This is a genomic window from Desulfosporosinus youngiae DSM 17734 (assembly GCF_000244895.1).
GTDB classification, from domain to species: domain Bacteria; phylum Bacillota; class Desulfitobacteriia; order Desulfitobacteriales; family Desulfitobacteriaceae; genus Desulfosporosinus; species Desulfosporosinus youngiae.
This window is the reverse complement of record NZ_CM001441.1, coordinates 67,008-92,963: the sequence shown is the minus strand read 5'-3', so window position 1 is coordinate 92,963 and position 25,956 is coordinate 67,008. Positions and strand designations below refer to the sequence as shown.

Genomic DNA, 25,956 nt, shown 5'->3' with positions numbered 1-25,956 from the left:
GCTGAAGGAGTTACTCGCTCAGCCATTCATCCCCTGCTTTTTGGTAATCCACAAGTTCTTCAGGTTTAAAATAAAGCCCAATCTCACGTCCTGCGCTCTCTACCGAGTCCGAGCCGTGAATAACGTTCCTGCTGATATCCATCCCATACATTCCTCGAATAGAACCTGGATTTGAGTTGGCCGGATTTGTAGCACCCATCAGCTCACGTGCCAAGGCGACAACATTTTTGCCTTGCCATACCATGGCAACGACGGGCGAAGACATAATATAGCTGACCGTTGGTTCAAAAAACCCTTTGCCGCGGTGTTCTGCATAATGAGCTTCAGCCAAAGTACGATCTACCTGAATGAGCTTCAGTCCTACGAGTTTGAAACCCTTTTTCTCAAACCGTTGAATCACCTCTCCAACCAATCCCCGCTGAACTGCATCCGGTTTTAGCATAAGAAATGTACGTTCCATATCCTTCTCTCCTTTATGATCCTTTAATTTATAAGGAATTCTGCATCACTGAATTTTATTGAACTCATTATCTATCACTTGACCAGGCATTTCAATATCTTGCTTGGTTTTTGTTTCTGTAATAGTGAATGTCGTTTCATCGACTTGTTCACTTTCCTCAGCTTTATCCTTAAACTTCTCCATCAAAGCTGCAAAATCTTTGACATCAAGGGTTTCTTTCTCCATCAGCGCTTCAGCTATGGCATGCAATTTATCGATATTCTGTTCAATCAGATCCTGCGCCTTTTTGTAACATCCATCAATAAGACGTCGAGCCTCTTTATCAATTGAATAGGCCACGGCATCGCTGTAACTCCGGTCACGGGAAATATCCCTTCCTAAAAATACTTGTTCTTCTTTGTGCCCAAAGGTCAGTGGACCTAATTCCTCGGACATTCCCAATTCTGTAATCATTTTGCGAATTATCCCTGTGGCCCGCTCCAGATCATTGGATGCACCTGTACTGATTTCACCAAGCACTACCGCTTCGGACACACGACCACCCAGCAACATGACTACTTGATCAAGCAGCTGAGACTTTGTCATATAATTACGGTCTTCTTTAGGAAGAAGAAGAGTGTACCCCCCTGCCCGCCCGCGCGGAATAATCGAAACCTTGTGCAAAGGATCTGTATGAGTAAGAAGTTCTCCCAACAAAGCGTGCCCCGCTTCATGATAGGAAACGAGTTTTCTTTCAAATGGACTTATTACCCGGCTTTTCTTCTCCGGGCCGGCAATAACCCGTTCAATAGACTCTTCCACCGTTTGCTGTTTAATCTGAGTTTCACTCCGCCGGGCAGAAAGCAATGCCGCTTCATTTAATAAATTCGATAAATCAGCGCCTGTAAATCCTGACGTTTGACGGGCAATAACTTCAAGATCGACATCCTTCATCAGCGGCTTGCCTTGGGCATGAACCTTCAGGATCTCCGCGCGTCCTTTAACATCAGGCACATCAACGATAACCTGCCGGTCAAAACGTCCCGGACGCAGGAGAGCCGGGTCAAGAACATCAGCCCGGTTCGTAGCAGCAATGATAATGACTCCATCGTTGCCATTGAACCCATCCATTTCTACCAGAAGCTGATTCAGGGTCTGTTCACGTTCATCATGTCCTCCGCCTAAACCTGCTCCCCTTTGACGACCAACCGCATCAATCTCATCAATAAAAACAATGCAAGGGGCATTTTTCTTAGCTTGTTCAAACAAATCCCGAACCCGCGAAGCTCCAACTCCCACGAACATTTCCACAAAGTCTGAGCCGCTGATACTGAAGAACGGTACTCCTGCTTCTCCGGAGACGGCGCGGGCAAGTAAGGTTTTACCTGTTCCCGGAGGTCCGAATAACAAGACCCCAGTGGGAATCTTGGCCCCTAAGTCATTAAACTTCTTCGGCATCTTCAAGAATTCAACCACTTCCTGAAGTTCCTCTTTAACCTCATCCGCACCGGCTACATCGGCAAAGGTCACCTTTTTCTTATCTTCTCCAACCAAACGCGCCTTGCTCTTTCCGAACTGCATTACCCGATTGCCGCCGCCCTGGCTCTGCTGCATCATAAAGAAGAACAAACCGACGATGACAATAATAGGCAGCATGGTTGTCAGCAAACCTACCCACCAGGGTGTCTTCGGAGGTGGTTCTACGACAAAGGAATCAACGTGAGCGGATAAATCTGATGTAAGCTCTGGATCAGAGGCCAGCCCAATCACCACATGTTCTTGATCGTCCTTCATGGTGACTGTATATTTGGTTGAATTGTTTTCGGCAACAGCAACAACCTTTTTTACCTGTTCTTCAACAACTGCCTTTTTAAAAGCGTTGTAGTCCATACCCACCTCTTTGCTAACCGGAGGGGTCGACCACTTGATTAACATTATCGCCATGAGAATGATAAGTATATAAATTGCTGCATTCTTTAAGACCTTCAAATAGGGTCCTCCTCTCTAGTTCGGAAGCTGCCTCATCAAGAAGCAATTCTTCATATTATACCATGCAGGTTCAGTTTTTACAATGAATTCAAATAGAACGCCCTATCCGGGATGTGAGGATACAGACTATTTTTTCGTCCTCATTATCTGCACGATATAGCCCGCTTTGACGAACACCGGGAATCCACAGTACCTCTGCTTCATCGGCAATCAGGGGTATCCGATTTCTGGCATCATCCGCTATCTTGGCTTCCTGAAAAACCTTCTTAAGAGATTTATGCCCAACTCCCTTAAACCACATTTTATCCCCTTCTTGGCGAGTACGGCATACCAAGCTTTGCTTGGAAACCTGAGTCAATAAATCACTGCTGAAAACGGCTATTTTGTTTTCCCTCTTAGTATGAGAGTTTACCGAAGAAAGATTCCATTCTTTCAATAAACTAATAACCATTCCCGAACCGGGAATTTCTACGGATTGTCCTATGACTAACGGAATTTTATAGTTAAGCGCCTTTTGTCCGGCATCAATATGTGAACGGCAGAACTGCAAACCTTCATCTGTCAGCTTAACCCTCATGCCTGGTAAATCCTGAGACCAGCCAGGTTTCCCTTGAGCAGCCATAATCATCGCCACATAGGTGAAACCCAGTCCACGAGGTTCTTGGGTGACCTGCATTGCCGCTTTACGCAACAGGCGAGATAGAATGGCAGCAGGCTCTTTAAAAACGTCAAGCTTTAAGCAGATTGTTCCCTGAGAGTCTTGATAGTGATACTGATCCCATGCAGCTTTCACTTGCCGGGTTATGTATTCTTCATCCCAACGCAACAGTTCTCCCGTACGCCCCAGGGTCTCTTGTATACGTGAATTGTAACTTCTCTCCAATTCCGGGAGCAGCTCCAAGCGGATCCGGTTACGCACGTATACCGGTTCTTGATTTGAATCATCAAGAGCATAGGGTACGGCTTCTCTTGCACAGTAATTCAGAATATCTGCTTTTGTAAAGCTCAGTAATGGCCGAATGATTGAGCCTTTGCTGGGATACATTCCTGCTAAGCCCGCAGTCCCACTCCCTCTAAGCAAACGATATAGGATCGTCTCAGCCTGGTCCCCAAGGTGATGGGCCGTAGCCAAAAGAGAACATCCTTCCTTAAGCATATCTTCTTTCCACCGCGCATAACGCCACTCTCGAGCAGCCTCTTGAAAGGATTGCCCCATGCTTTCAGCATATCTTTTAGCATTAAAACGATGAACAAGACAAGGAACATTCCACTTCTTGGCCATGTCTTGAACCATAACTGCTTCAGCATCGGATTCTCTTCGAACCCCATGATGCACATGGGTTAAAACAATGGAGACACCTCTGCTGCTTTCTTCCTGTGTATACCGCCAAAGCAGATGACTTAAAGCCATTGAATCGGGTCCCCCGGAGACTGCGACCATAACTCTGGTACCAGACGGGATTAATTCAGGCAGTATGTATTTGCGCAATTGCTCGTACATCTTGCGCCCCCTTTTAGATCTATAAGTATAGCTTCCACGGAAAAATATAGTTTCAAACCTTTTAACCCTAACTATTTTATCATTTTCAATCAAAACAAACACTTATTTATTCTCTTCTCAGTGTAATTTAGATTAGAAAAGGCCCTGAGCTAACTCAGGGCCGATAATCCGTCTCTATAACAAGCAGGGAGAATTCATGAATTGCCCCCCGCCGAATCCTAGAACAATCCCATTACTTTACCGGTTTTGGTGTCAACGTCAATTCTTCTGTAAGCAGGGTCTGAACCAGTACCAGGCATCAGGCTGATTGCGCCGGCCATAGGGCAAAGGAATTTAGCTCCGCCATAGACTAAGACGTCACGGATTGGCAATCTCCAGCCTTTGGGTACGCCTTTCAATGTGGGATCATGGGATAGGCTCAAATGGGTCTTCACCATCATGGTGGAGAAATCCGCATAATATGGATCAGACTCAAATCTCTTAGCCTTAGCTTCTGCTTCCGGAGCCCAATCCACACCGTCTGCACCATAAACTTCTTTAGCAATAAGCTCAACACGCTCACGAAGCGGCATTTCCAATGGATAGAGGCACTTGAATTGAGATTCTTCTTTGCAGGCATCCATAACGGCATCTGCCAATTCCAAAGCACCATCTCCGCCGTTGAGCCAGTGATCGGAATGAGCGCAGCGGGCTCCTGCTTCTCTAACGATTTTCTTAATTAAGTTAATCTCTGCTTCGGTATCCGTATAGAAACCGTTAACGCAGACAACCGGAACAATTCCGGATTTCTTAATAATATTGAGGTGGTGAAGCAGGTTAGCACAACCCTTTTCCACCAGTTCAAGATTTTCTTTGGTATACTCTTCAGGCAATGGACGGCCTGGTACAACTTGTGGTCCGCCGCCATGCATTTTAAGAGCGCGAATTGTTGCTACAAGCACGGAAACGTTCGGCTTTAAGCCACCCAAACGAGCTTTAACGTTCCAGAACTTCTCAAATCCGATATCTGCAGCAAATCCGCTTTCTGTAACATGATAATCGAACATTTTCAGACCAAGGCGGTCAGCAATAACGGAGGACTGACCAATGGCAATATTTGCAAACGGACCGGCATGAACCATGACCGGTTGACCCTCAGCAGAGTAGCAAATCGTTGGGTTAATGGTGTTGCGCATCCAAGCAGTCATTGCGCCATCAACTTCCAAATCCCTGGTGGTAACAGGTTGGCCTGTTTTACTATAAGCAACAATAATTTTACCGATCCGCTCTCTGAGGTCCGGAAGATCTTTCGCCACAGCCAGAATAGCCATTAACTCTGATCCGACAGCAATCCCGAATTTAGATTGCATTTGGAAACCGTCTTTTTTACCGCCAATACCAATGATAATATTTCTCAGGCCTTGAGCAGCATAGTCAATAACCCAGCCCATTTCAACGTTTTTAGGGTCTATGTCTAACCGCTTCAAACCTCTTTTGGCTAATTCTTCATCAGTATAGTTAGCCTCATGCTGCATACGGGCATTAAGGGCAACCATGCACAGATTATGAGCGTTCATGATATCATTGATATCTCCTGTGAGACCTAAGGAAAACTCAGTCATTGGAATTAGCAGGGCGTTGCCGCCGCCGGCAGCGGTACCCTTGATATTCATAGTGGGGCCGCCGGATGGTTGACGTACTGCACCGCCAACGTTTTGACCTCTCTTAGCAAGTCCCTCGATAAGTCCCAGGGTCGTAGTTGTTTTTCCTTCTCCTAATGGAGTTGGGGTAATAGCGGTAACTTCAATATACTTACCATCGGGCTTATCTTTTAGGCGCTCCATCATTTTCAGGAAATCGACTTTAGGGGTTCTCCCGTAAGGAATTAGTTCGTCCTTTTCGAGATTCAGTTTTTCTACCAGTTCCTCCACTGTAGGCATGTTTTTTTCGGCCTCTTCGGCAATCTGCCAGTCCTTAAGTTTAGTAGCGTCCCAAGCCATCTCTAAATCCGCTCCCTCAATTAAATTTTCTACTTCCCTTTATAAAACGGAAAGTTACCCGCACCACTTGTTAACCTAAGTATATAAAGCGTAGGTTCTCTATCCCTGATTCTATCAACGTACTTTTAATAAACGTTAAAAATACTTTTCAGGGGTTTCCTAAACTAAACATTTCGAATTTTCGGTATAACACTCAGGTGCCGGGTCAGTCTCTTTAAAGACATAATAATTTGATTCGACACACATTTCTGTTATCCTGCTTTTAGAATGTTCTTTTCCCTGTAACTTTTGTCACTCACTTGTCTTTTTTTATAATCTAGGACCCCCTTGCTGCTGTGAACACTGTAAAATATAAAGAATTTTTTAACTTTTCAGTCTAATGAATATAAGTCTTTCGTTGACTCCAACCAAGTTTTTAACTGTAAGACTAGACGAAAGTAACAGTTTGTCTTCAAACAATTATTCACTCCAATAGTTTTTTCGAATTACCATGACTATTCCATCATCGTCCAGAGTTCCGCCGCTTAAGCGCCGAGCTTCTTCACCAATGAGATCGGCAATTTTTTGAGATTTATCCATAGGCGGTGTTTTCTCTAAAAAATCCTTAATCCAATCCGTTCCTTCTTTTGAAACATCCTGAATTCCATCCGTTAATAATATCAATGCTTCTCCACTCTGCATCTCCATTTCAATCACGGGCGTATCGATCTGGTTTAAGATGCCTGCCGGAAGGCTCGAAGATTCAATTGTTTTTACTCCGTCCGGACCTATCAGATATGAAGGTGAAGCACCCACCTTGATTAATTTTAAATCAACGGATTCTAAATCCAGAATTGCCATATCGATTGTTACGAAACTTTCTTCGGGTGAGCGCAAAACCAAAATAGAATTGAGGGCCTGAATGGCTCCTTCCGGTTTGAACCCTGTTGTTAAAAGCTGCTCAAGAAGGGTCAATGCCGTTGCACTCATCTTGGCCGCATTTTCCCCTACCCCCATTCCATCACTTAACACAAAGGCATGTTCCTTCGTGGAAAAGGCGATAGAAGCATAATTATCCCCACTCATTCCATTACCGGTTTTGGTAAACATTGATATTCCCACATCAAGAAAAAAGCGGCGGCGGCGGGCCAAATTCGAAGGTTTAACGACTTCCCAGTTATGCTGGGTATGAAGTTCCTTGGCTAGATTTCCAATGACCTGCGAGACATTAAGAAATTGACGGGACAATGCCTCTTGATTGAGGAGCAAGCGGCGGCGCCAGGTTTCCTGATTCTTCTCTTGCTCAATAATAAACTGAACTCCCAACAGCATCTCTTTTAATCGCCCACAGTGGCGTTTCCATTCTATTGGCAGGGATTGCAAACTAAGGTCAGTCTCCTTCTCAACTAAACCAAAAAGTTCAAAGAAGATATGGTATGTTTTGTAAAACTCTCTGTTCCAGCACACATCCATGGTCGGGCAAGAATGACAGACACGCTCCACCAAAACATTCATAAGTTCAGGAACTTCCGGGCGCATCTCTAAGGCTTCTGTCTCTGATGCCTGATAACTTAGGGCAATTTGATCAAAAATCTCTGACAGGGCCTTTACTTTAGAAACAGTGGTTTCTACCTCCGGAATCACCTTTGGCTTCAAAAAGCTCTTTTCGGGGGTTGCTCCCGGCCATAGTAAAAAGAGGAAAAGCCCCACTGTGGAAGAAATAAGTTGAGAATAAATTGCTTCCTGCCTTAAAAAGATAGTAAGCATCAGCATTACCGCAATAAAGGCCGTTCCAATTCCCAGTTTACCAAAGCGCCGAAAAGCTCCCGTACAAAAACCCGCTAGTCCATAGATTCCGGCATCCACCAGATTTTGAGTGTCAATCGCTAATTGGGGCATAAAACCAAGTAATGCTCCTACGCCTGCCGCAGTCCCCGCTCCATAGCGTTCTGATACAAATAAGGTAAAGAAACTTAACAAGACAACGGCAAAATTGATCTCCATAACTTGGACCCCTTGCAGACCACTAATCACACCAATGAGGATAAATAGCCAGGCAATTCCTTGTTCACGCTGGAATTCCGCTCTCCAAATAGCCTCCTGATGACATAAGGCAAACCAAAAAATAATGGCACATCCTCCAGAAAGCACCCCTTGCAGACCCATTGTTAAAAGAGCATAAAGATTAGGATTTGCTAAACAAATAGCAAGATAAGCAACCAAGGTCGTTATTAAACATGTCAAGGTAACCAAATAGATTCCCTGGTTCTTTTTCTTACGTATCGGAGGCATAATTACCATTAAAGTGGCCAAGACAGCCACACCTTGTAACGTAAAGGCTACGTCGTTTAAGGAAATCAATCCCACAAGAACACCTAACAAACCAAAGGCAAACCCTTTCTCCCCTCTCAATATCAAGGCCGCTCCAAACGCAACTCCAAAGGGATGAAGGCCCAAAACACTTCCCCGAGCCAACAACCCTCCTAAAACCATCGGAACAAACGCACTCTCAATTGAAATTCTGCTTCGCAGACCTTGATCTAGTTTCAACGTTGCCCACTCTGCCATAACGTCACCTCTTAACCATTTATTGGCAATATTATAACTCAAGTGATTAGCAAAGCTTGTCTAGTAAAGTCAATAAAACACAACAACTTTCGACGTCATTCCTTGTAAAACTTTCCATAGTTCCGCTATAACACTATACGCCCAATAAATATGCCAGCATTTTCACTATTTGAAACTAAGAAAACCGCAGGGATTCACGAATTGTCCCTGCGGTCCTTCTCACTATCTAAAGAAAACTTGGCTGGCACCCGAAGGCACTGTCTTCGGGCGGCAGCCTTAGTTGCCCTTATACTTTCTGGCAGTATAATAAAAAACCGCCTTTCGGCGGTTATTATTTTAGTATCTGCTTGATCCTCTACCTCCACGTTTAGAGTCCGTGGCCCGGCGAAACTCAGTTTGACGTTCATCACTGTCTTTTATAAACTTAGCCAGTTTATCCTCAAAAGATATCGTTGGCGGAAGACGGCGTTCACGACCCACATTACGAACGGTGGGGTTTGCTTGCTTGATTGAGAGCCCAATCTTTCCCTTTTCATCAACATGAATAACCTTTACCTTAACATGATCCTGTTCCTTCAAGTAATCTCGAACGTCCTTGACATAGGCATCAGCGACTTCCGAGATATGTACGAGTCCGGTAACTCTATCCGGTAATTCAATAAATGCTCCAAAGTTCGTGATCCCTGTTACGACCCCTTCAACAATACTGCCAACGTCAATGGCCATACGAAGCAAACTCCTCCTTGTGATGATCTATCTATACTTAACCTCTATTATATGCAGTACATTTCCTGCCTGTCAAGGCTAATAAGGGCAATGTATAGTACTAATTCTTGGGAGAAATGAGAATTTCACCTTGTTTTACGAGACCTAGCTGCTCCCGGGCTAACTGCTCAATATAACTTGGGTTGTTCAGCCGTGCAATCTCATCATTCAGAAGTTTCTCTTGTTGAAGCAATTTAACCTTTTCTTGATTTAATTGAGCTAATTGCTCTTCAACCTGAGAGCGAAGTTTCCATATTTGCCAAGCCGAGCTTCCCACAACTATCATGACTACGCATAATATCAATACAGAACTGCGACGAATCCGAACCCTTGGGCGATGTTTAGAGTTAATCTTCAGACGATCCGTCTTCATCCAATTCCTCTCCTTCTAAACCAAGTTCACCACCTGGAATAATACAAACGATTTCATACCCTTTACTTCTGGCGCGGGTTAAGAGAGTTGCTACAGAACTCTGGCTGAGATGAAGTCTTTTAGAGATATCCTCCAGCGACTTTCCACTTTCCTTAAGCATCACTGCTTGGCGTTCCCGAAAACTTAGTTTTTCCAAACCCCTAATTTCTAGATGCACAGTGGCACGCCCTTGCTTAAATGTTATACACAAATTGTGGATAGTTTGTGGACAAATACCCTACAAACTATGGACAAACCAATTACAAAAGTGACGAATTAACTCCATTATAGCCACTCACTATTCAGGAATCAAGCCCCCTGGTAAATTTTAGTGATTTATTCTGGGGGGTAAGAACCCCTTCCACCACTCTCTCAACCTCCTGTTAATACGCATAATCCGCTCAACAAGAATAATCTCTCCGATCCGATAGAGAAGCATGCTTAACCACCGTAACATCGCATACGGAGGTCTCATGATAAGTACCAAAGCCCTGACCGGAATCATGATGGCTCTGTGGATAAGATTTGCCAGAAAGGATATCAATCTATAGAAACCGTTAAAGCATCGTAGAGAAAAACGACTCAATAATCTTAGATATAGTGCCAGACCTAACAAGCTGCCCCAAATAATATAAAAACGAAAGTCCAGAGCATTTGCTCTTTCAAAAAAGCAAAAAAGAATACCCATAGCAACCAAAGAAAATAATACATCCCCGCCAAACGTCAAGATTCGTCCCCAGTTTAGCCATTTTCGAAATGAGCGGTAAAAGTCAAAAACCAATCCAACTGCTGCTCCCCCAGTGATTATCCAAAAAAAAGTCTCAAATTCTGAGATTGTTATTCCTCCTTTCTTTTTTCCCTCTTCATGCTATGGAGGAATCCTTATTCTTAACGGAATACTCTGTTCAAAAATCCCCGGCGTGAAGCATCGCCGGAATTTCGATGATAAACTAACGCAGCGACAAAGCCTTGTAAATCCACTAACCCCTCCTCAAGATTGAGCAACTTTATGCCTAACTGCTCCCCTTTGACACTTAATATCCCAAGTTCAGTTTCAAGGACAATTTCCTTGGGGTCAAAGGACTGAACTTTTCGAACCCCTGTCAATTCGATAAGTTCTCGATTTTCCATGACAAGGCGATGTCCTTTGGGAACTTTGTCAACCATGCCCCATCCCCCTAACTCTTTTTCTTCTTATAACCCTATTCACAGACCCCGTCCTTTAGACTAGGATTCATTTATCTAATCTACTCCGGGAGCGTGTAGACCTCAAAGTCAGGCGGCTTCTCCCACAGGAGTGAACTCATCGCATGGAGAGGTGATAAAAGCCCACAAACCGGTGCGGGGAAACGTAGCCACGGGTTCACATCAGGTACTACCCAGAGGTTTGGCGGAGTCCCGCGCCGGTGAGTGGGCGAGCCTCGGAGTGCTGAGTGAACGGATGTGGGAGAAGCCGCCCGACCCGAGAGACCTATTTTCATTCATCAGTGGTGCTGCACAGCAGCATGGTAGTCTGATATATAAAAAGACAGAGTCTTAAATTAAGACTCTGTCCTTCGTTCATCACGAATCGTTTCGTAAAGTGCCTGTGCTTCGTTGGCTTTAACACTATTTGGAGTTGACAGCACCCGAACCTCAATCACCCGATTTGCAAATTCCAAAGTGATACGGTCCCCTATTTTAACTTCTGCTGAAGGTTTAACTGTTTTTCCGTTAATTGAGATCTTCTCTCCAACACAAACATCTTTAGCAACGGTTCGCCGCTTTATAAGCCGAGATACTTTCAGATATTTATCAATACGCATATAGGCCCTGCTTCCTCTTAAATAAACTATATTCGCGAACAGATCCAGTGCGGATATACAAAATCAGGTTCCAGAAAGCACCTGGAACCTGATTTATCACCGGTCCGAAGACTCATTTTTGCACTGCGTCCTTGAGAGCTTTACCTGCTTTAAATCCAGGTACCTTCGCTGCTGGAATTTGGATTTCTTCCTTAGTTTGTGGATTTCTTCCGGTCCGCGCAGCACGTTCTTTGACTTCAAAGGTTCCAAAACCTACCAGTTGGACTTTTTCACTTTGTGCCAACGATTCCTCAATCACTTCAAAAACAGCTTTTACTGCCTTTTCTGCATCCTTCTTGGACATGTCAGCCTTCTCCGCAACCGCGCTAACTAATTCAGCCTTATTCAAAATGAGTCCCTCCTAAATAACTGATCTACTACGTAAAGTATATTTCGCGATAAATGGCCAATCTCCTGCTTTTTTTAGAGTATATTATACCTGATTACCACTTTTTTCTTGGGATTTTGCTTTTTCCCAAAAAATATCCATTTCACCGAGCGAAAGATTCTCAAAATCCGAACCTTTCTTTCCACTCAACTCAACCATTTTCAGAAAACGGTTTTGAAACTTATGTACAGTATCCCTGAGAACTTCTTCAGGATCGAGTTCTAAGAACCTGGATAAGTTGACTATGGCAAACAACAAATCCCCTAGCTCTTCCCGGATTCCAGCTCCCTCAGCCATTGCACTTTCCAGCTCATGCAATTCCTCCAGAACCTTACTCCAGGGACCCTTCAGATCCGGCCAATCAAATCCTACCTTAGCCACCTTGCGTTGAGTCGAAGAGGCCAGCATAAGGGCCGGCAAACCCTTGGGGTCATTAAATAAGTCCGGCTGCCTATTGTTCTCCTTCTCTTTAAGCTTGATTCTATCCCAGGTTAAAATGACATCATCTGCCGTTTCAGCCTTCTCTTCGCCGAAAACATGAGGATGCCGGCGAATCATTTTTTGAATAACTCCTCGAAGAACATCTCGGATTTCGAACTCACTCGCCTCTGAAGCAACCTGAGCATGAAATACTACTTGCAGTAATAAGTCTCCCAACTCTTCACATAAATTATACATATCTTTTTCTTCAATTGCTTCAAGAACTTCATAAGTTTCTTCAATCAAATATTTTTTTAATGTATCATGTGTCTGTTCTCTATCCCATGCACACCCTCCCTCTGAACGCAACGTTCTCATAATGTCAGCTAACTTGTAAAAAGAGATGACCTCCGTATTTGGCGGTATGACAATCGTTGTGAGATGATCAAATTTCCCATGATCCATTTGGTAAAGCGGAAGCTTGTCCACTTGTTCTAAGGCGGTTCCCAGCGCTTGGACTACGTAGACCTCTGCCTCATCCGTATAGGCATTCATAAGGTCTAATTTAACCTCAGAGGCAATTAATTTATCATACACTTGAGGAATAACCAGCCATTCCTGCCCCGTCAGTGCAGCGTCTTTAAGTCCATCGTAATTTTTTATCAGTACTCCCTCAATCGGGTCGAATTTTAGGACTCTAAAAATCTCGTCCACAAAGCTCATGGCCGGATGGATAATGACCTTATAGTCTTGGGTAAGCCTTTCCCCAATCAGTTGTACCGTCTTTTCCGCAACCATAGGATGCCCAGGCACTGTATAAATCACCACAGAGTTCTTCTGCAATTCTTGGCGCAGCTTCTCCGTAATTCTTTCATAAACTGCCTCAAACGAAGTTTCAACTGCATAGATTTCATCGAATGACTCTACACATATTCCCTCAGCCTTTAAATCCTCAATACATGGGTGCTGAGCCGTACGCGCAAAAACCTTGTCTGCATTACATATAAGGCGGTAGTCTCCGAGAGTTAATTGATTAAGACCGGCCGGACCCAATCCGATAACATGAAGACAGGAAGACATTTTTTCACCTCCTAAGGTATTTTACCACAAATTGCTGAATTAAAAAAATAAAGCGGCGAACCGCTTTATTATGTAGCTCATATTATTGTTCCATCTGCTTGGCCAAGAACGCAGCAGCTGTCTCAACTAACTTAACCTCTAAATCTCCCATCTTCATGTTAGGATCTTTCGACATAAGGATTACCGCACCTATTGGATCTCCTTGGGTAATAATCGGCGCAACAACTTCACTGGTGAACTTGCAATCTTCATCTTCATTTTCGAGGCAAGTTTTGCAAGTGGTATGTTCCCCGGCTGAACCAATATGAATGGTTTTTCGTTCTTCCATGGCTTGTTCAACGGCCGGCCCTATTGCTTTATTCAGATATTCTTTTTTTGATGCTCCAGCCACTGCGATAATCGTATCCCGGTCAGCGATACATGTGATATGACCCGTAGCCTCGAATAACGAATCCGCATATTCCTTAGCGAATTCCCCTAATTCACGAATGGGAGAATACTTCTTTAATATGACTTCTCCTTCCCGATCGACGAAAATTTCCAGCGGATCTCCTTCTCGAATACGAAGTGTCCGACGAATTTCTTTTGGAATAACAACACGACCGAGGTCATCAATCCTTCTTACAATACCAGTTGCTTTCATAGGTGCACATTCCTCCTTTGCCGCTCCAAAAAATCATTTATTCTTTGTCCTTTTCGCTAGCTTAAATTCAATGATAGTATATATCTAGGGATTGCCAATTATTCATTATTTTCCAATGTAAAAAAGAAGAAGGCATTTTTTTATGCCTTCTTCTGCCCGATTTATTAACTCGCAGGCTTATATCCTTGAGAATACTCTATTTTTGCATTTTTACGAAGTTCATCAAAATACGTTTGAAACTTCGCGTCTTTGGCCTGATTTAAAGCGTCCTGCCCAACTTGACCTTGGACTTTAGCATACTCTGGTGCAGCCGCAACGGTATGCTCTTCAACCTTGATGACATGATAACCAAATTCCGTCTTTACAGGTGCCGTCGAAAACGTACCCACTTTTTGGGCGAAGGCCGCCGCTTCAAACTCTGGAACCATTCTGCCCTTGGTAAACGTTCCCAGATCCCCTCCGGACTCCTTTGCCCCCGGTTCAATGGATTTTTCTTTAGCAAGCTGTTCGAAATCAGCTCCGGCGCTAAGTTGAGCAATGATTGCTTTTGCTTCATCCTCAGTTTTAACAAGAATATGCCGTGCTTTTACACTTTCGGGCTGACTATAATACGAAATATTTTTATCAAAAAAAGCCTTGACCTCTGTTTCATTCACATTGACATCACCCGTAACCTTTTCATAAACCATTAAAAAATTTCTTAATTCAGGTTCCGTCATACCCTGTTGTTTTAGGGTGTCTTGAAATGTCGCTTCGTTCCCCATATTTTTCTTAATAATCTCTTCTTGCTCTTTTACTTTTGCATCCTCCGAATTAAGAGAAAGGTTCTTAACTTCCTGAGCAATAAGTTCTCCTTCAATCATTCGCTCTAATAACATACTTTTAATCTGAGGCAGTGCCTCTTTCCCTTGGTCAGTATCAAATTTCATACCCTGTTTTTCATAGACTTTTTGAGCTTCGCTGACTCGGACATCATAATCCTTAACCAGAATTGGAGTTTCGTTAACTTTAACCGCCCATTTACCGCCAACCAGCGAAGAACATCCCGTGGTCATAATCATCAACGCCAGGACTCCAAAAACAAATCCCACGCGGGGCTTTTTCATATTGACACACCCTTTCAATTTGACATGAGAATAGTATATCAAGGAGTTGTCCTTGAAGCAATGTCGTTAAATGTCGTAAGCACTCGTCGGGCCGCCTCGATGGCCGCCTCTTGACCAAGGGTACGGATACGAATTCTGCATTCTAAATTTCCATTCGGCATCGTCTTAAATGACAGTGGATAGGGAGAAGCGGTTGCTATGGACATCAAATTCTCTCCCGTAAGGTAACCGATATCTGACAAAAAGCGAAGATTCACATATTGTTTGGCTTGTTGAATTTGTTCAATTTTCAACGAACTTGCGAGTAACTTAATTCGAATAATCTCAACAAGCTGCTCAACCTCCCGCGGCGGAGTTCCAAAACGGTCCACCAGTTCATCCAACATTTCACTGAGTTGATCCTCGTTGCGCACCATAGCCAGCCGTTGGTATAAAGTGGCCTTGGTCTGTCTATCAGCAACATAATCATCCGGCAGGAAGGCATCAACTTGGAGTTCAATACTCGGCTCAACGACCTCTTCGATCGTTTCTCCCTTAAGCTCCTGAACCGCTTCCTTAAGCATCTGACTGTACATTTCAAATCCTACTGCAGCCAAATGACCGTGCTGCTGCGCCCCGATTAAATTTCCGGCACCACGAATCTCTAAATCCCGCATTGCAATTTTAAATCCTGCCCCAAATTCTGTGAACTCCCGAATAGCTGCCAAGCGTTTTTCGGCAACTTCCGTGAGGACTTTTTGCGGCTTATACAACAGATAGGTATACGCTTTACGATTGGACCTCCCTACGCGGCCACGCAATTGATAAAGTTGAGACAACCCAAAGCGATCAGCCTCATCAATAATCAGCGTATTAGCATTTGGCATATCCAACCCCGTTTCGATAATCGTGGTGGATACTAAGACATCCATCTCATGTTCAAGAAAAGCAAGCATGACTCGTTCCAGATCTCTCTCACGCATTTGCCCGTGGGCAACCCCAAACTTCGCTTCGGGAACCAATTCATTTAAGAAATGGGTAACCTGATCCATGTCCTCTACCCGGTTATGCACATAAAACACTTGTCCTCCACGTTGAATCTCACGCCGTATTGCCTCCCGGACCACATCCGCCCTAAATTCAGTAACGTATGTTTGCACAGGATAACGTCCTTCCGGCGGAGTCTCAATGACACTCATATCCCGAACACCCACCAGCGACATGTGTAAGGTTCTCGGGATCGGAGTTGCGGACAGAGTCAGTACATCAACATTACCTTTTAAGGTTTTTAGTTTTTCCTTGTGGGCAACCCCGAACCTCTGCTCTTCGTCTATCACTAATAGTCCTAAATCATTGAATTTGACTGCCTCAGAAAGAATACGATGTGTACCAACTATGACATCAATCCGGCCTTCTTTCAGACCCTGGATTATTTCCTTTTGCTCCTTCTGGGAGCGGAAGCGGCTCAACATTTCGATGGTAATCGGATACCCCGTAAACCGCTCTTTGAAGGTATTAAAATGCTGCTGTGCCAAAATAGTGGTTGGAACGAGGACCGCTACCTGCTTACTATCCATCACAGCTTTAAAGGCTGCCCGAAGTGCAACCTCAGTTTTGCCATATCCCACATCTCCACAGAGCAAGCGATCCATAGGACGCGGACGCATCATATCTGATTTCACATCCGCAATACTCTGCAGCTGATCCGGAGTCTCTATATAAGGGAATTTCTCCTCAAACTCAGTTTGCCACACATTATCTTGAGAAAAAGAGTGCCCTTTGACAGACTCTCTCTGCGCATACAGTTTGAGCAAATCAATAGCCATTTCCTTGACAGCACTGCGAGTTTTCTTTTTTACTTTGTGCCACTCGGATCCGCCAAGTTTGTAGAGTTTAGGCAGGGTTTCCCCGGCGCTTCCTAAATACTTTTGCAGGAGATGCAGTTGATCCAGCGGAACATAGAGCCGGTCTTCCCCAGCATAGCGGATCCCAAAATAGTCCTTAGCGATACCGCCTACTTCCAGACGTTCAATGCCGGTAAATTGACCAATCCCATGGTGAACATGTACAACATGATCCCCTTCCTTGAGGTCGGAGATAAAGACATTCTTTTTGACAGGTGTGTTGGGTTTCTTGCTGACCGCTTTGCTCTCTCGTTTGTAAATCTCAGTTTCTGTGAGAATAACTAATTTGCCAAGGGGCAACTCAAAGCCCTGATCAAGGGAATAGGGATAGATATAAACATGCCCTTCCTCAATAGGATCCTCAAGTGCTTTACGAGATGCCGCCACCCCGCGATCCTTTAAGCCCTGAATTAGGCGCAGGGCATGATCCTCGTCACCAACAAAAAGCGCTACCACATTCCCTGCATCCTTACGATGCACAATCTCGTCTACCAATTTACTTGTTTTTCCCATGAAGCCCGTTAATGGGCGGGCGTTTAGGTTAAAGATCCGCTTCGGAGAGAGCCCAGGAGCCTGCCTCAATAAACTGGAAAGACCGATTAAGGGATGTTGCCCTTTATACCTTAATAGCTCATCGTAGGTGATAAACTGTGACTCCGGATGAACAAACCCTTCACCCCGCTCCAATTGTCCTGTGAAATCCAACAAACGTTCATTGGACTGAAATTCCAGTTGCTCTTTTAAGCGCAGAGGCTCATCTAAAATAACAAAATGCTCATCCGTTAGGTATGAGAAAAAGGGTACGAGCGGAATATTTGCAAGGCTTAAAAAGGGATATACATTTTCGTCCAAAATTCCCTGGTCTAATCGCTCTGCTAAAAAATTAACCTTATTTTGCAAACGTTCTGCAGAATCATTTTTCCCGGAACGTTGAAGACGTCCGGTCATTTTACGAGCCTCTGCTTGAATGGCAAAACGAAGTTCTCTTAACTCTTCCTTGGTTATGATATATTCCATAGCAGGGGAAACCAATACCTGGTTCAGGGAACTAGTGGATTTCTGGGTTCCCAGATCGAAGGTCCGAATCGAATCGACTTCATCGTCGAAAAACTCAATCCTTACCGCTTCTCCATCCAGAGGGGCAATATCTAAGATCCCTCCTCTTAAAGCGAACTGACCCTGACCTTCAGCCGTCTCAACCCGTTCATACCCTCCGGTGGTTAACAACGAAAGAACTTCGGACAAGTTATGCCTTTGCCCTATCTCAAAGGTCAATGAAAACTCTTTCCAGCGTTTGGACGGGAATAGACGTCGTTCAACAGCCAGCACCGAAGCCACTACGGTACATTTCCGGTTGTGGGCCAGTTGGTTTAAAACACGAACTCGTTCAGATGTTGTCTCCTTGCTTCTGCCCAATATCTCAAAAGGAAGCCATTCTGTCATTGGCAGATGCAGAATGGTTTGATCCGTACACCATGTCCGCAAGTCATTTGTCCACTTTTGAGCCTGCTCCTCCGAATAGGTCAGGATTAAGCCCGGTTTAGACGTCTGAAAAAGCTGAGAGACAAAAGCGGCCTTTTGACTTCCTGTCAAATCATAAATCATTTGGGGCCATTCTCCTTGATTTAAGGACTGATTAATCTCCTTAATATCGAGCCCCCGTCGAAGGTAACTGTGAATATTCAAAATGTCCATCCTTTCGGGTATATAGAAAACTTAACTGGCACCCTTAGCAAGTATCTGACTCAGGAATGCTTTCTGATAGTATTACAAAAAGATGAACGCCCGTTTAGGACCCCCATTTGCCAACTCCTAATACCCAAAATAAGGGTCACAGCGGCGTTCATCTTTATTTTTCTCGCCTAGTCGCCGATACCCTTAAAACTGGTCGCAAGGCCTTTATTAATGATAAATAATACGAGGTTTTGTTTCCATCTCATGCAAACAGTTTGTGCAGAGTGCATAGGCAACATTTCCAACGATATCCATTATAGGGTCCGAATTCTGACTGGTCAAGTCATCTAACTCAATCTCTCCAATAATACGATCACAAGCATGACACACCTTAAATATCTTCATCTCGCCATAACCTCCCATGCTAGTAGAATTACCCCAAGCATAGAAGCTTATACTCAGCTCAACGATGGTATAAATTCATGGCCCGCTCAGTTTCCCCTTTAATCCATAGGTAGACAGCCTTTTCCGCACGCTCTAATGCCCCATCCAACAATTCAAGCTCTCCTTCGGCGAAGGGAGCTAATACATAGCGTGCTGAGTCCCAATCCTTCGGCGGACGGCCAACCCCCATTTTCAGCCGCCATATTTTTTCGGATCCCAATTCAGCCTGAATGGATTTGATCCCATTATGTCCGCCGGAGCCGCCCTGATCCCGAAGGCGAAGTTTGCCAAGGGGTAAATCCATATCATCTTGAACGATCAAGATATTCTCTTGAGCAACTTTGTAAAAGTGAATGAGCTCAATGACTGAACGTCCGCTCAAATTCATGAATGTTTGGGGCTTTAACAGAAGCAGCCGTTCTCCTTCTACATAACCATCAGCCAGTAATCCCTGAAACTTAGAGCGAAATTGCAGCTTATGAACCTCTGCCAGAAGATCTACCAGTAAGAAGCCCACATTATGGCGCGTCTCGGAGTATTGAGACCCAGGATTGCCAAGACCAACAATAACCTTCATTCTAATCTCCTCCAAAGCATATTCATCCCTTACTATGAATACAATCATTAAGAACAAAGAATAAGAAACCAAGCATCACCAATAAAGGGGGTGAATTATGAAACCCAGCCGAAAATTTTTGTCATTACCAATCATTTCCCTTCAAGAAGGACAGCAAATTGGCTATGTAAAGAACTTAATTTTAAATGCCTCAACCAAGTCTCTGGCTGCGATCGTGGTAGACCCTAAGGGCTTTTTTAAGGACCAACGAATTATCCCCTACTCTAAAGTCGTCAGCGTTGGCGATGACGCAATCACTATCGGCAAAGAATCTCACGTTGAAAAAACCTCTAGTCTTCCCGAATTATTAGAATTAGTCAAAGAAAAACTGACCATCATCGGCACAAAGATGGTCACAGAAACAGGCAAAACCCTAGGAACCGCTGACGAATACTATGTTGACCCAAGTACCGGTGAAATAACCCAGATCGAGATTTCGGGCGGTAAGCTCGAGGGATTTCTCAATGGCAAGGCGTGGATTTCTGCAGAATACGTTACGACTATCGGGCATGATGTTATCGTGACCCAAAAAGGAAGTGAGAATTCTCTAACCGTATCTGATAAAGGACTTAGTGAATCCTTTAAAAATCTGATCCACACCACGTCTCATCTGGCTTCAGAAACGACCCACACCATCAGCAGCTACTTTAAAAAAGATAGAATAAAGCCTACTTCCCAAGCCGTACAGGATAAACCACCTGTTATCTTTCCAGAAACTGAAACCGAAACAATTCTGTCACCTGAGGAAACTATCCCGGAAATACCTACAACCAAAAACCCCCAGGGGTAATACCCAGGGGGGTCTTTTTAACTAAAGAGTTTACTGACCGAAAGATCCTCGTGAATGCGGACAATAGCTTCACCTAAAAGCGGAGCTACGGACAATACCTTGATCTGAGGAATCACTTTCTCCGGGCCTAAAGGAATCGTATTCGTAATAACGAGTTCCCGAATAACTGATTTCTCCAAACGTTGGATCGCCGGACCAGATAATACAGGGTGCGTACAACATGCGTATACTTCCTTAGCCCCCCGATCAACAAGGGCTTGGGCCCCCTGAGTAATGGTTCCCGCTGTATCGATGATGTCATCGATCATGATCACGGTCTTCCCTTTCAGTTCACCGATAACATGCATAATTTCCGAAACGTTGGCTTCCGGACGCCGCTTATCGATAATAGCAAGGGTAGCTCCAATCCGTTCCGCGAGGTCTCTGGCTCGTGTAACTCCACCTAAATCCGGAGAAACAACACAGAGATTTTCAAGTCCTTTTTCCCTGAAATATTCTGCCAGAATGGGAACACCGGGCAAATGATCCAGTGGAATATCAAAGAATCCTTGAATTGCCGGAGCGTGCAGGTCCATGGTTACTACGCGGTCCGCCCCTGCCGTCGTTATTAAGTTTGCCATTAATTTCGCTGTAATCGGGTCACGAGCCCTTGTCTTACGCTCTTGACGGGCATAACCATAGTAGGGCATCACAGCGGTAATACGACGCGCTGAAGCCCTGCGAATCGCATCAATCATGATCAGTAATTCCATGATGGTATCATTGGTTGGATGGCAAGTTGGCTGAACAACATAAATATCTGCCCCTCGAACACTTTCATCAATGGCCAGACATGTCTCCCCATCCTGGAAACGTTTTAGCTTTGCTTCACCAAGCGGTACCCCTAAATAGTCTACGATTTCTAGTGCTAATGGCCGATTAGCATTCCCACAAAAAATCTTAAATTCTTTTGCCGCCATGCCTCTTTTTGCCCCCTATTTCATCTTTTCGCGCTGCCAATTTTCTTTGACCACCTGTTGGCTCCGTTCAACTGCTAAGGCTCTTGCCGGAACATTCTTCGTAAGGGTAGACCCTGCACCCGTAACGGCATAGTCCCCCACTTCCAGGGGAGCAACTAAATTTGTATTACTGCCGATGAAGGCATGGTCACCGATTTTTGTAGGATGTTTTTTTGTCCCGTCATAGTTACAGGTAATAGTACCTGCCCCAATATTCGCAGATTTTCCAACGTGTGTATCTCCAATATAGCTCAAATGGGGTACTTTTGCCCCCGTTTCAATCCAACTATTTTTGATTTCCACAAAGTCTCCTACTTTTACTTCCGCTTCCAGTCTTGTCCCCGGACGCAGATAGCTGAACGGACCAATATGACAGCGTTCTCCAATCACCGCATCTCTGGCGACGCTATTAAACACCTCCGCGCCGCGTCCTACTGTACAATTCTCAATACTCGTCTGAGGACCGATCACAGCATCCTCTTCAATCCGGGTTTTCCCCAATAAGCGCGTAAACGGCAATAACGTAACATCTTGGGCCAATTCTACGTCTGCATCGATAAAGGTTGAGGCAGGATCTACAATCGTAACTCCTTCCGCCATCCAGTGCTCAAGAATGCGTTTGTGAATAATCCCTTCAGCCTCAGCTAATTGACCCCGGCTATTTATGCCCAACGCTTCGTGAGAATTCGGAGTGCAATAAGTCAATACTTTTTTCTCATGCTTAAGTAAAATATCAAAGACTTCCGTTAAGTAGTATTCCCCTTGTGCGTTTTGAGTTGTAATTTTTGTCAAAGCCTCTTTGAGTGCAAGCCCTCTAAAACAGTATGTCCCAGTGTTGACTTCCTTAATGTTTCGTTCCGCAGAGGTTGCATCTTTTTCTTCAACAATTTTAACAAGGTTCTCACCTTCTTTAATTATCCGACCGTAACCAAATGGCTGTTCCATATAGGCTGTTAAAACTGTAGCGCTGGCCTTTTGCGCCTGGTGCAATTCAATAAGGGCTTCTATGGTCTCAGATCTGAGCAGCGGCTGATCTCCACTTAAAACAAGAATGGTCTGATTGTCATCCAAGTAAGGTATGGCTTGCCTGACAGCATGCCCTGTACCGAGCTGTTCCGTCTGAACGACCATCTCCGCTCGCTTGTTAATACAGGCTTCAATATTCTCCCGTCCATGCCCTACAATAACCAGAGAACGTTCAATCCCAGCATGGTCAACCATATCTAAGACATGTTCAATGAGAGTTTTCCCAGCTAATGAATGCATGACTTTGGGTAACTTAGATTTCATTCTTGTACCTTTACCTGCCGCCATGATCACAGCTACCAAATTAGACATAATCTAATTCGCCTCCAGCTTTAGTTTAACCTCTACTTATTTTATATACCCGTAAAGTATAACTTTCAGATAGCATAAGTGCAACTAAGACTTCTCTATCTACAGTCATCCATAGTTTATTACCCCAAAAGTTGTTTATTCGCCAAATTAGGCAAGAATCCTTTTTTCTCATAAAAATGTATTAAGAAGTAAGATTTAGACATGTGGAAGGGGACCTAACTGCAAGGTCCCCTTCCACATGTCTAAATATCTAAAATCAGCATGTCAAATGGCTTCTTGATAAGCTTTTAAAACAGCAGTTTGAATCACTTCCCGTGCCACAGCAGAAATGGGGTGGGCGATATCACGAAATTCCCCTTCAGGAGTTTTACGGCTGGGCATGGCGACAAAAATACCATTCATACCTTCAACGACTTTAACATCATGGACAACGAAAGCATTATCAAAGGTTACCGAGACGACTGCTTTCATCTTTCCTTCAGTATTAATCTTCCGAACCCGCACATCGGTAATATTCATTATGAATCACCACCCTTCCTTTTCCGGGCCTGTTCATAATAATATTCTCTGTATGGTAAAAAAATCCTGCCTGAAATTTAGGAAAATTTCTATTAACTTAATAAAATTATTCTATAGGGTAATTCTCAGTAACTAAATACAGGTACAACCGATGTTTTTCCTGAGTGCTGATTCAATTCCTTCAGCTGTAAAAGAGATAAGTACCCTTCAACAAGCTTAGGCTCCGCAGTAATTTGGGATTCTACCAGAATCCCAATGCCGACGACGTCCGCTTCAAACTCTTCCATCAATGTCTTGATTCCTAAGGCTGTTCCGCCGGCTTTCATGAAATCGTCAATAACAAGGACGCGCTGCTGTGGTTCTAACGCCCTTCGAGAAAGGGACATAGTTTGGATACGCCGGGATGATCCGGAAACATAATTTATACTGACAGAAGAGCCCTCTGTTACTTTATTGCCGCTGCGGATAACAACCATAGGTACTCCTAAAGCCTCTGCTGTAACAAGAGCAAGAGGAATTCCTTTCGTTTCAATGGTAACCACGACATCAGGCTTCTTATCCCGGAATGCGCCGGCGAAAATTAAGCCTAGCGGACGTAAAACTGAGGGATCAAACAAGATGTCGGTCATATAAAGAAAGCCTCCGGCCAGAATTCTCTCTTTATCGTTCAGACGTTCAGCCAAGCTGCTCAGTACTTGCGAAGCTTCATCTTTCGATATTTCCGGAATGTAACGCACTCCTCCGGCCGCTCCGGAAATGGTTTCGAGATGACCATGACCTGACAGCAAAAGACTGGCCTTGACTGCCATCAGATCCTCACTTATTGTGGATTTAGCCGTCCGAAACTGCTCAGCAAATATGGTTAAAGGGGTCAGGACATTGGGCTTTAACATCAACACCTGGGTGATAGCCACCATCCGTTCCGCTCGTTTCATCTTCTCCACAATCATTTATCCACCTTGTTCGGATCATTCTTAATACTAAGCACATCAAACATGACATTCTCGGCTGTAACAATATGTGCCATTGCTAAAGCCTGAGCTTCCTCGCTGTCATGCCTTCTTAACGCTTCAACAATCATACGGTGCTCTTCAAGAGCAAGTTTATTTCGCCCTGGAACAGCTAATGAGGTTGCTCTAAAACGTTGAATCTGTTCCCGTAAATTAGCCAGGATTTGAATTAGACGCTCATTCCGGCTGGCACTATAGACTAAAGCATGAAAATCCGTGTCAGTCTTCACAATTTGCTCCAGATCCATTTCTCCCTCGTTAGCTCTATAGAACAATACCCGTTCCATCTGTTCCAATTCATCCTCTGTAATACGCTCTGCTGCCAGTCCTGCAGCTAATCCCTCAAGTGCTGAACGAATCTCAAATACATCTGCCACATCTTTTGAGGAAACACCAGCAACATAAGCTCCTTTACGAGGAATCATAACCACAAAATTCTCGAGTTCCAATTTCCTGATTGCTTCACGTACAGGGGTTCGGCTAACCCCCATTTCTTCAGCCAGCTGAATTTCCATCAACCGCTCTCCTGGTTCGAGAACCCCACTTAAAATTGCCTCACGCATAGACTCAAAAACAATCTCCCGCAAAGGCTTGTAACCGTCGAGTATAACCGGCAGCAATCGTTTCCCCACCAAACTATCCCCTTTCAATCGTATTATTAAATAGTCGTTGTTGCCCAAACATAGTTTAAACCCTTTTTTCTCAACGTTTCTGCCACCTGCATGGCGTGTTGCTTTCCCTTGGCAACTCCAAATACACTAGAGCCGCTGCCAGACATCAAGGCTCCATAACACCCTGCCTCAAGCAAGTGTTGTTTATAGTCTAGGATATGCGGAACCAACTGAACCGAGGCCGGCTCAAGATTATTATACAGCAGCTCTGCAATTTGCAGTGCCGAGTCCCCTGTTAAGGCCTTTTCCCAATCCGCTCTTATTAAACGCCCCGTCTGCCCAACTGAATCAAACCGGCGGTAAGCTTCTCCCGTGTTCACTCCAGTATCAGGCTTAACCAAGACAAGGTCCAATTTCGGAGCAGCCGGCAATCGTTCAAGTCTCTCACCCCGTCCGGTCGCCCACATCGTTCCGCCTTGAAGACAAAAAGCCACATCTGCTCCACATCCGGCCGCCAGGGTAAGAAGTTCTTCCGTACTTAAAGGTTCTCCATAAAGCTGATTTAATAAACGAAGAGTTGCAGCAGCATCCGTGCTTCCTCCTGCTAATCCGGCCTGAATGGGAATATGCTTTTCGATCTCAATTTCAATTCCTCTTGCTAATCCACATTGTTCTAAAAACTCCAGGGCTGCCTTATAGGCTAAGTTATCCGAACCACTTAATGCTCCGCAACGACATACAACCTCTTCCCCATGACGACGAACTCGAACAATATCATGTAAATCGATTGATTGCATGACACTTTGAAGCTCATGGTACCCATCTTCTCGAATTCCTTGAACAGCTAAGGCCAGATTAATCTTAGCATTTGCGAACGTTGTGAGAAAAGACTCTTCCATTTTCACTACCTCTTCCGAACATTGCCACAGTATTTCCTTTCATTATACATATTTTTAGGTT

Annotated in this window: 26 protein-coding genes; 2 read left to right on the top strand and 24 right to left on the bottom strand. The window is 44.3% G+C overall.

The window, feature by feature from the left end; genetic code table 11:
- Positions 1-10: 10 nt before the first annotated feature.
- The 10 genes from ndk to yabP all read right to left on the bottom strand — a co-directional run bounded on the left by ndk (position 11) and on the right by yabP (position 10,799).
- The gene (gene ndk, locus DESYODRAFT_RS00450; RefSeq protein ID WP_007778042.1) at positions 11-460 is read right to left on the bottom strand and encodes a nucleoside-diphosphate kinase; all 450 of its coding nucleotides are present in this window, start codon (positions 458-460) and stop codon (positions 11-13) included.
- 45 nt (positions 461-505) lie between these two features.
- Entirely contained in the window at positions 506-2,428 is a 1,923-nt protein-coding gene (ftsH, locus tag DESYODRAFT_RS00445; RefSeq protein WP_007778038.1) for an ATP-dependent zinc metalloprotease FtsH, read from the bottom strand.
- An 88-nt stretch (positions 2,429-2,516) separates the two neighbouring features.
- On the bottom strand, positions 2,517-3,929 hold the full coding sequence (tilS, locus tag DESYODRAFT_RS00440) for a tRNA lysidine(34) synthetase TilS (protein WP_007778035.1): 1,413 nt from the start codon (positions 3,927-3,929) through the stop codon (positions 2,517-2,519).
- Between the two features lie 218 nt (positions 3,930-4,147).
- On the bottom strand, positions 4,148-5,908 hold the full coding sequence (locus DESYODRAFT_RS00435; protein ID WP_007778033.1) for a formate--tetrahydrofolate ligase: 1,761 nt from the start codon (positions 5,906-5,908) through the stop codon (positions 4,148-4,150).
- A 459-nt stretch (positions 5,909-6,367) separates the two neighbouring features.
- Positions 6,368-8,455, bottom strand: coding sequence for a SpoIIE family protein phosphatase (locus DESYODRAFT_RS00430; protein WP_007778031.1), 2,088 nt, complete (start codon positions 8,453-8,455; stop codon positions 6,368-6,370).
- A 336-nt stretch (positions 8,456-8,791) separates the two neighbouring features.
- The gene (locus DESYODRAFT_RS00425; protein WP_007778028.1) at positions 8,792-9,181 is read right to left on the bottom strand and encodes a S1 RNA-binding domain-containing protein; all 390 of its coding nucleotides are present in this window, start codon (positions 9,179-9,181) and stop codon (positions 8,792-8,794) included.
- Between the two features lie 100 nt (positions 9,182-9,281).
- A complete protein-coding gene (locus DESYODRAFT_RS00420; RefSeq protein ID WP_007778025.1) occupies positions 9,282-9,593 on the bottom strand; it encodes an FtsB family cell division protein in 312 nt (103 codons plus the stop codon).
- On the bottom strand, positions 9,568-9,810 hold the full coding sequence (locus tag DESYODRAFT_RS00415; RefSeq protein WP_007778023.1) for a sigma factor-like helix-turn-helix DNA-binding protein: 243 nt from the start codon (positions 9,808-9,810) through the stop codon (positions 9,568-9,570). The genes DESYODRAFT_RS00420 and DESYODRAFT_RS00415 overlap by 26 nt, the downstream gene beginning before the upstream one ends.
- 150 nt (positions 9,811-9,960) lie before the next feature.
- Positions 9,961-10,467 carry a spore cortex biosynthesis protein YabQ gene (yabQ, locus tag DESYODRAFT_RS00410; protein WP_042338052.1) on the bottom strand — a complete coding sequence of 169 codons (507 nt, stop codon included), beginning with the start codon at positions 10,465-10,467 and terminating at the stop codon, positions 9,961-9,963.
- Between the two features lie 53 nt (positions 10,468-10,520).
- Positions 10,521-10,799 carry a sporulation protein YabP gene (gene yabP, locus DESYODRAFT_RS00405; protein WP_007778015.1) on the bottom strand — a complete coding sequence of 93 codons (279 nt, stop codon included), beginning with the start codon at positions 10,797-10,799 and terminating at the stop codon, positions 10,521-10,523.
- Between the two features lie 130 nt (positions 10,800-10,929).
- Between yabP and DESYODRAFT_RS00400 the strand changes: the two genes are divergently transcribed.
- Positions 10,930-11,172 carry a hypothetical protein gene (locus tag DESYODRAFT_RS00400; protein ID WP_042338048.1) on the top strand — a complete coding sequence of 81 codons (243 nt, stop codon included), beginning with the start codon at positions 10,930-10,932 and terminating at the stop codon, positions 11,170-11,172.
- 1 nt (position 11,173) lies between these two features.
- On the opposite strand, the gene DESYODRAFT_RS00395 is transcribed toward DESYODRAFT_RS00400, so the two are convergent.
- From DESYODRAFT_RS00395 to pth, 8 genes are all read right to left on the bottom strand, one after another.
- The gene (locus DESYODRAFT_RS00395; protein WP_007778012.1) at positions 11,174-11,437 is read right to left on the bottom strand and encodes an RNA-binding S4 domain-containing protein; all 264 of its coding nucleotides are present in this window, start codon (positions 11,435-11,437) and stop codon (positions 11,174-11,176) included.
- A gap of 112 nt (positions 11,438-11,549) precedes the next feature.
- Positions 11,550-11,825: an HU family DNA-binding protein gene (locus DESYODRAFT_RS00390; RefSeq protein ID WP_007778009.1), complete on the bottom strand. Its 276-nt coding sequence runs from the start codon at positions 11,823-11,825 to the stop codon at positions 11,550-11,552.
- 84 nt (positions 11,826-11,909) lie between these two features.
- The gene (yabN, locus tag DESYODRAFT_RS00385; protein WP_007778005.1) at positions 11,910-13,364 is read right to left on the bottom strand and encodes a bifunctional methyltransferase/pyrophosphohydrolase YabN; all 1,455 of its coding nucleotides are present in this window, start codon (positions 13,362-13,364) and stop codon (positions 11,910-11,912) included.
- Positions 13,365-13,446: 82 nt separating this feature from the next.
- Complete coding sequence (spoVT, locus tag DESYODRAFT_RS00380; RefSeq protein WP_007778002.1) at positions 13,447-14,007, bottom strand: stage V sporulation protein T; 561 nt, start codon at positions 14,005-14,007, stop codon at positions 13,447-13,449.
- Between the two features lie 164 nt (positions 14,008-14,171).
- Positions 14,172-15,113 carry a peptidylprolyl isomerase gene (locus tag DESYODRAFT_RS00375; RefSeq protein ID WP_042338045.1) on the bottom strand — a complete coding sequence of 314 codons (942 nt, stop codon included), beginning with the start codon at positions 15,111-15,113 and terminating at the stop codon, positions 14,172-14,174.
- A 38-nt stretch (positions 15,114-15,151) separates the two neighbouring features.
- The gene (gene mfd, locus DESYODRAFT_RS00370) at positions 15,152-18,691 is read right to left on the bottom strand and encodes a transcription-repair coupling factor (protein WP_007777996.1); all 3,540 of its coding nucleotides are present in this window, start codon (positions 18,689-18,691) and stop codon (positions 15,152-15,154) included.
- Positions 18,692-18,898: 207 nt separating this feature from the next.
- Positions 18,899-19,075: a hypothetical protein gene (locus tag DESYODRAFT_RS28555; protein ID WP_007777993.1), complete on the bottom strand. Its 177-nt coding sequence runs from the start codon at positions 19,073-19,075 to the stop codon at positions 18,899-18,901.
- 58 nt (positions 19,076-19,133) lie between these two features.
- Complete coding sequence (gene pth, locus DESYODRAFT_RS00365) at positions 19,134-19,691, bottom strand: aminoacyl-tRNA hydrolase (protein WP_007777991.1); 558 nt, start codon at positions 19,689-19,691, stop codon at positions 19,134-19,136.
- Between the two features lie 97 nt (positions 19,692-19,788).
- Here pth and DESYODRAFT_RS00360 point away from each other — a divergent pair, with 97 nt between their 5' ends.
- Positions 19,789-20,520 (top strand): PRC-barrel domain-containing protein, encoded by a 732-nt coding sequence (locus DESYODRAFT_RS00360; RefSeq protein ID WP_007777989.1) that lies wholly within the window; start codon positions 19,789-19,791, stop codon positions 20,518-20,520.
- A gap of 17 nt (positions 20,521-20,537) precedes the next feature.
- Here DESYODRAFT_RS00360 and DESYODRAFT_RS00355 read toward each other — a convergent pair whose 3' ends face one another.
- The 6 genes from DESYODRAFT_RS00355 to ispE all read right to left on the bottom strand — a co-directional run bounded on the left by DESYODRAFT_RS00355 (position 20,538) and on the right by ispE (position 25,895).
- Positions 20,538-21,479: a ribose-phosphate diphosphokinase gene (locus DESYODRAFT_RS00355; RefSeq protein ID WP_007777986.1), complete on the bottom strand. Its 942-nt coding sequence runs from the start codon at positions 21,477-21,479 to the stop codon at positions 20,538-20,540.
- Positions 21,480-21,494: 15 nt separating this feature from the next.
- Positions 21,495-22,856 carry a bifunctional UDP-N-acetylglucosamine diphosphorylase/glucosamine-1-phosphate N-acetyltransferase GlmU gene (gene glmU / locus DESYODRAFT_RS00350; protein WP_007777982.1) on the bottom strand — a complete coding sequence of 454 codons (1,362 nt, stop codon included), beginning with the start codon at positions 22,854-22,856 and terminating at the stop codon, positions 21,495-21,497.
- Between the two features lie 264 nt (positions 22,857-23,120).
- The gene (gene spoVG, locus DESYODRAFT_RS00345) at positions 23,121-23,375 is read right to left on the bottom strand and encodes a septation regulator SpoVG (protein ID WP_007777981.1); all 255 of its coding nucleotides are present in this window, start codon (positions 23,373-23,375) and stop codon (positions 23,121-23,123) included.
- Positions 23,376-23,500: 125 nt separating this feature from the next.
- Entirely contained in the window at positions 23,501-24,319 is an 819-nt protein-coding gene (gene purR, locus DESYODRAFT_RS00340) for a pur operon repressor (protein ID WP_007777972.1), read from the bottom strand.
- A 2-nt stretch (positions 24,320-24,321) separates the two neighbouring features.
- Positions 24,322-25,017 carry a GntR family transcriptional regulator gene (locus DESYODRAFT_RS00335; protein ID WP_042338041.1) on the bottom strand — a complete coding sequence of 232 codons (696 nt, stop codon included), beginning with the start codon at positions 25,015-25,017 and terminating at the stop codon, positions 24,322-24,324.
- Between the two features lie 26 nt (positions 25,018-25,043).
- Positions 25,044-25,895: a 4-(cytidine 5'-diphospho)-2-C-methyl-D-erythritol kinase gene (gene ispE, locus DESYODRAFT_RS00330; RefSeq protein WP_007777968.1), complete on the bottom strand. Its 852-nt coding sequence runs from the start codon at positions 25,893-25,895 to the stop codon at positions 25,044-25,046.
- Between the last annotated feature and the right edge of the window lie 61 nt (positions 25,896-25,956).

Coding starts and splice junctions, on each gene's coding strand:
- ndk (WP_007778042.1), bottom strand. CDS start 460: ATGGAACGTACATTTCTTATGCTAAAACCGGATGCAGTTCAGCGGGGA.
- tilS (WP_007778035.1), bottom strand. CDS start 3,929: ATGTACGAGCAATTGCGCAAATACATACTGCCTGAATTAATCCCGTCT.
- DESYODRAFT_RS00435 (WP_007778033.1), bottom strand. CDS start 5,908: ATGGCTTGGGACGCTACTAAACTTAAGGACTGGCAGATTGCCGAAGAG.
- DESYODRAFT_RS00430 (WP_007778031.1), bottom strand. CDS start 8,455: ATGGCAGAGTGGGCAACGTTGAAACTAGATCAAGGTCTGCGAAGCAGA.
- DESYODRAFT_RS00425 (WP_007778028.1), bottom strand. CDS start 9,181: ATGGCCATTGACGTTGGCAGTATTGTTGAAGGGGTCGTAACAGGGATC.
- DESYODRAFT_RS00420 (WP_007778025.1), bottom strand. CDS start 9,593: ATGAAGACGGATCGTCTGAAGATTAACTCTAAACATCGCCCAAGGGTT.
- yabP (WP_007778015.1), bottom strand. CDS start 10,799: ATGGTTGACAAAGTTCCCAAAGGACATCGCCTTGTCATGGAAAATCGA.
- DESYODRAFT_RS00395 (WP_007778012.1), bottom strand. CDS start 11,437: ATGCGTATTGATAAATATCTGAAAGTATCTCGGCTTATAAAGCGGCGA.
- yabN (WP_007778005.1), bottom strand. CDS start 13,364: ATGTCTTCCTGTCTTCATGTTATCGGATTGGGTCCGGCCGGTCTTAAT.
- spoVT (WP_007778002.1), bottom strand. CDS start 14,007: ATGAAAGCAACTGGTATTGTAAGAAGGATTGATGACCTCGGTCGTGTT.
- DESYODRAFT_RS00375 (WP_042338045.1), bottom strand. CDS start 15,113: ATGAAAAAGCCCCGCGTGGGATTTGTTTTTGGAGTCCTGGCGTTGATG.
- mfd (WP_007777996.1), bottom strand. CDS start 18,691: ATGGACATTTTGAATATTCACAGTTACCTTCGACGGGGGCTCGATATT.
- DESYODRAFT_RS28555 (WP_007777993.1), bottom strand. CDS start 19,075: ATGAAGATATTTAAGGTGTGTCATGCTTGTGATCGTATTATTGGAGAG.
- pth (WP_007777991.1), bottom strand. CDS start 19,691: ATGAAGGTTATTGTTGGTCTTGGCAATCCTGGGTCTCAATACTCCGAG.
- DESYODRAFT_RS00360 (WP_007777989.1), top strand. CDS start 19,789: ATGAAACCCAGCCGAAAATTTTTGTCATTACCAATCATTTCCCTTCAA.
- DESYODRAFT_RS00355 (WP_007777986.1), bottom strand. CDS start 21,479: ATGGCGGCAAAAGAATTTAAGATTTTTTGTGGGAATGCTAATCGGCCA.
- glmU (WP_007777982.1), bottom strand. CDS start 22,856: ATGTCTAATTTGGTAGCTGTGATCATGGCGGCAGGTAAAGGTACAAGA.
- spoVG (WP_007777981.1), bottom strand. CDS start 23,375: ATGAATATTACCGATGTGCGGGTTCGGAAGATTAATACTGAAGGAAAG.
- ispE (WP_007777968.1), bottom strand. CDS start 25,895: ATGGAAGAGTCTTTTCTCACAACGTTCGCAAATGCTAAGATTAATCTG.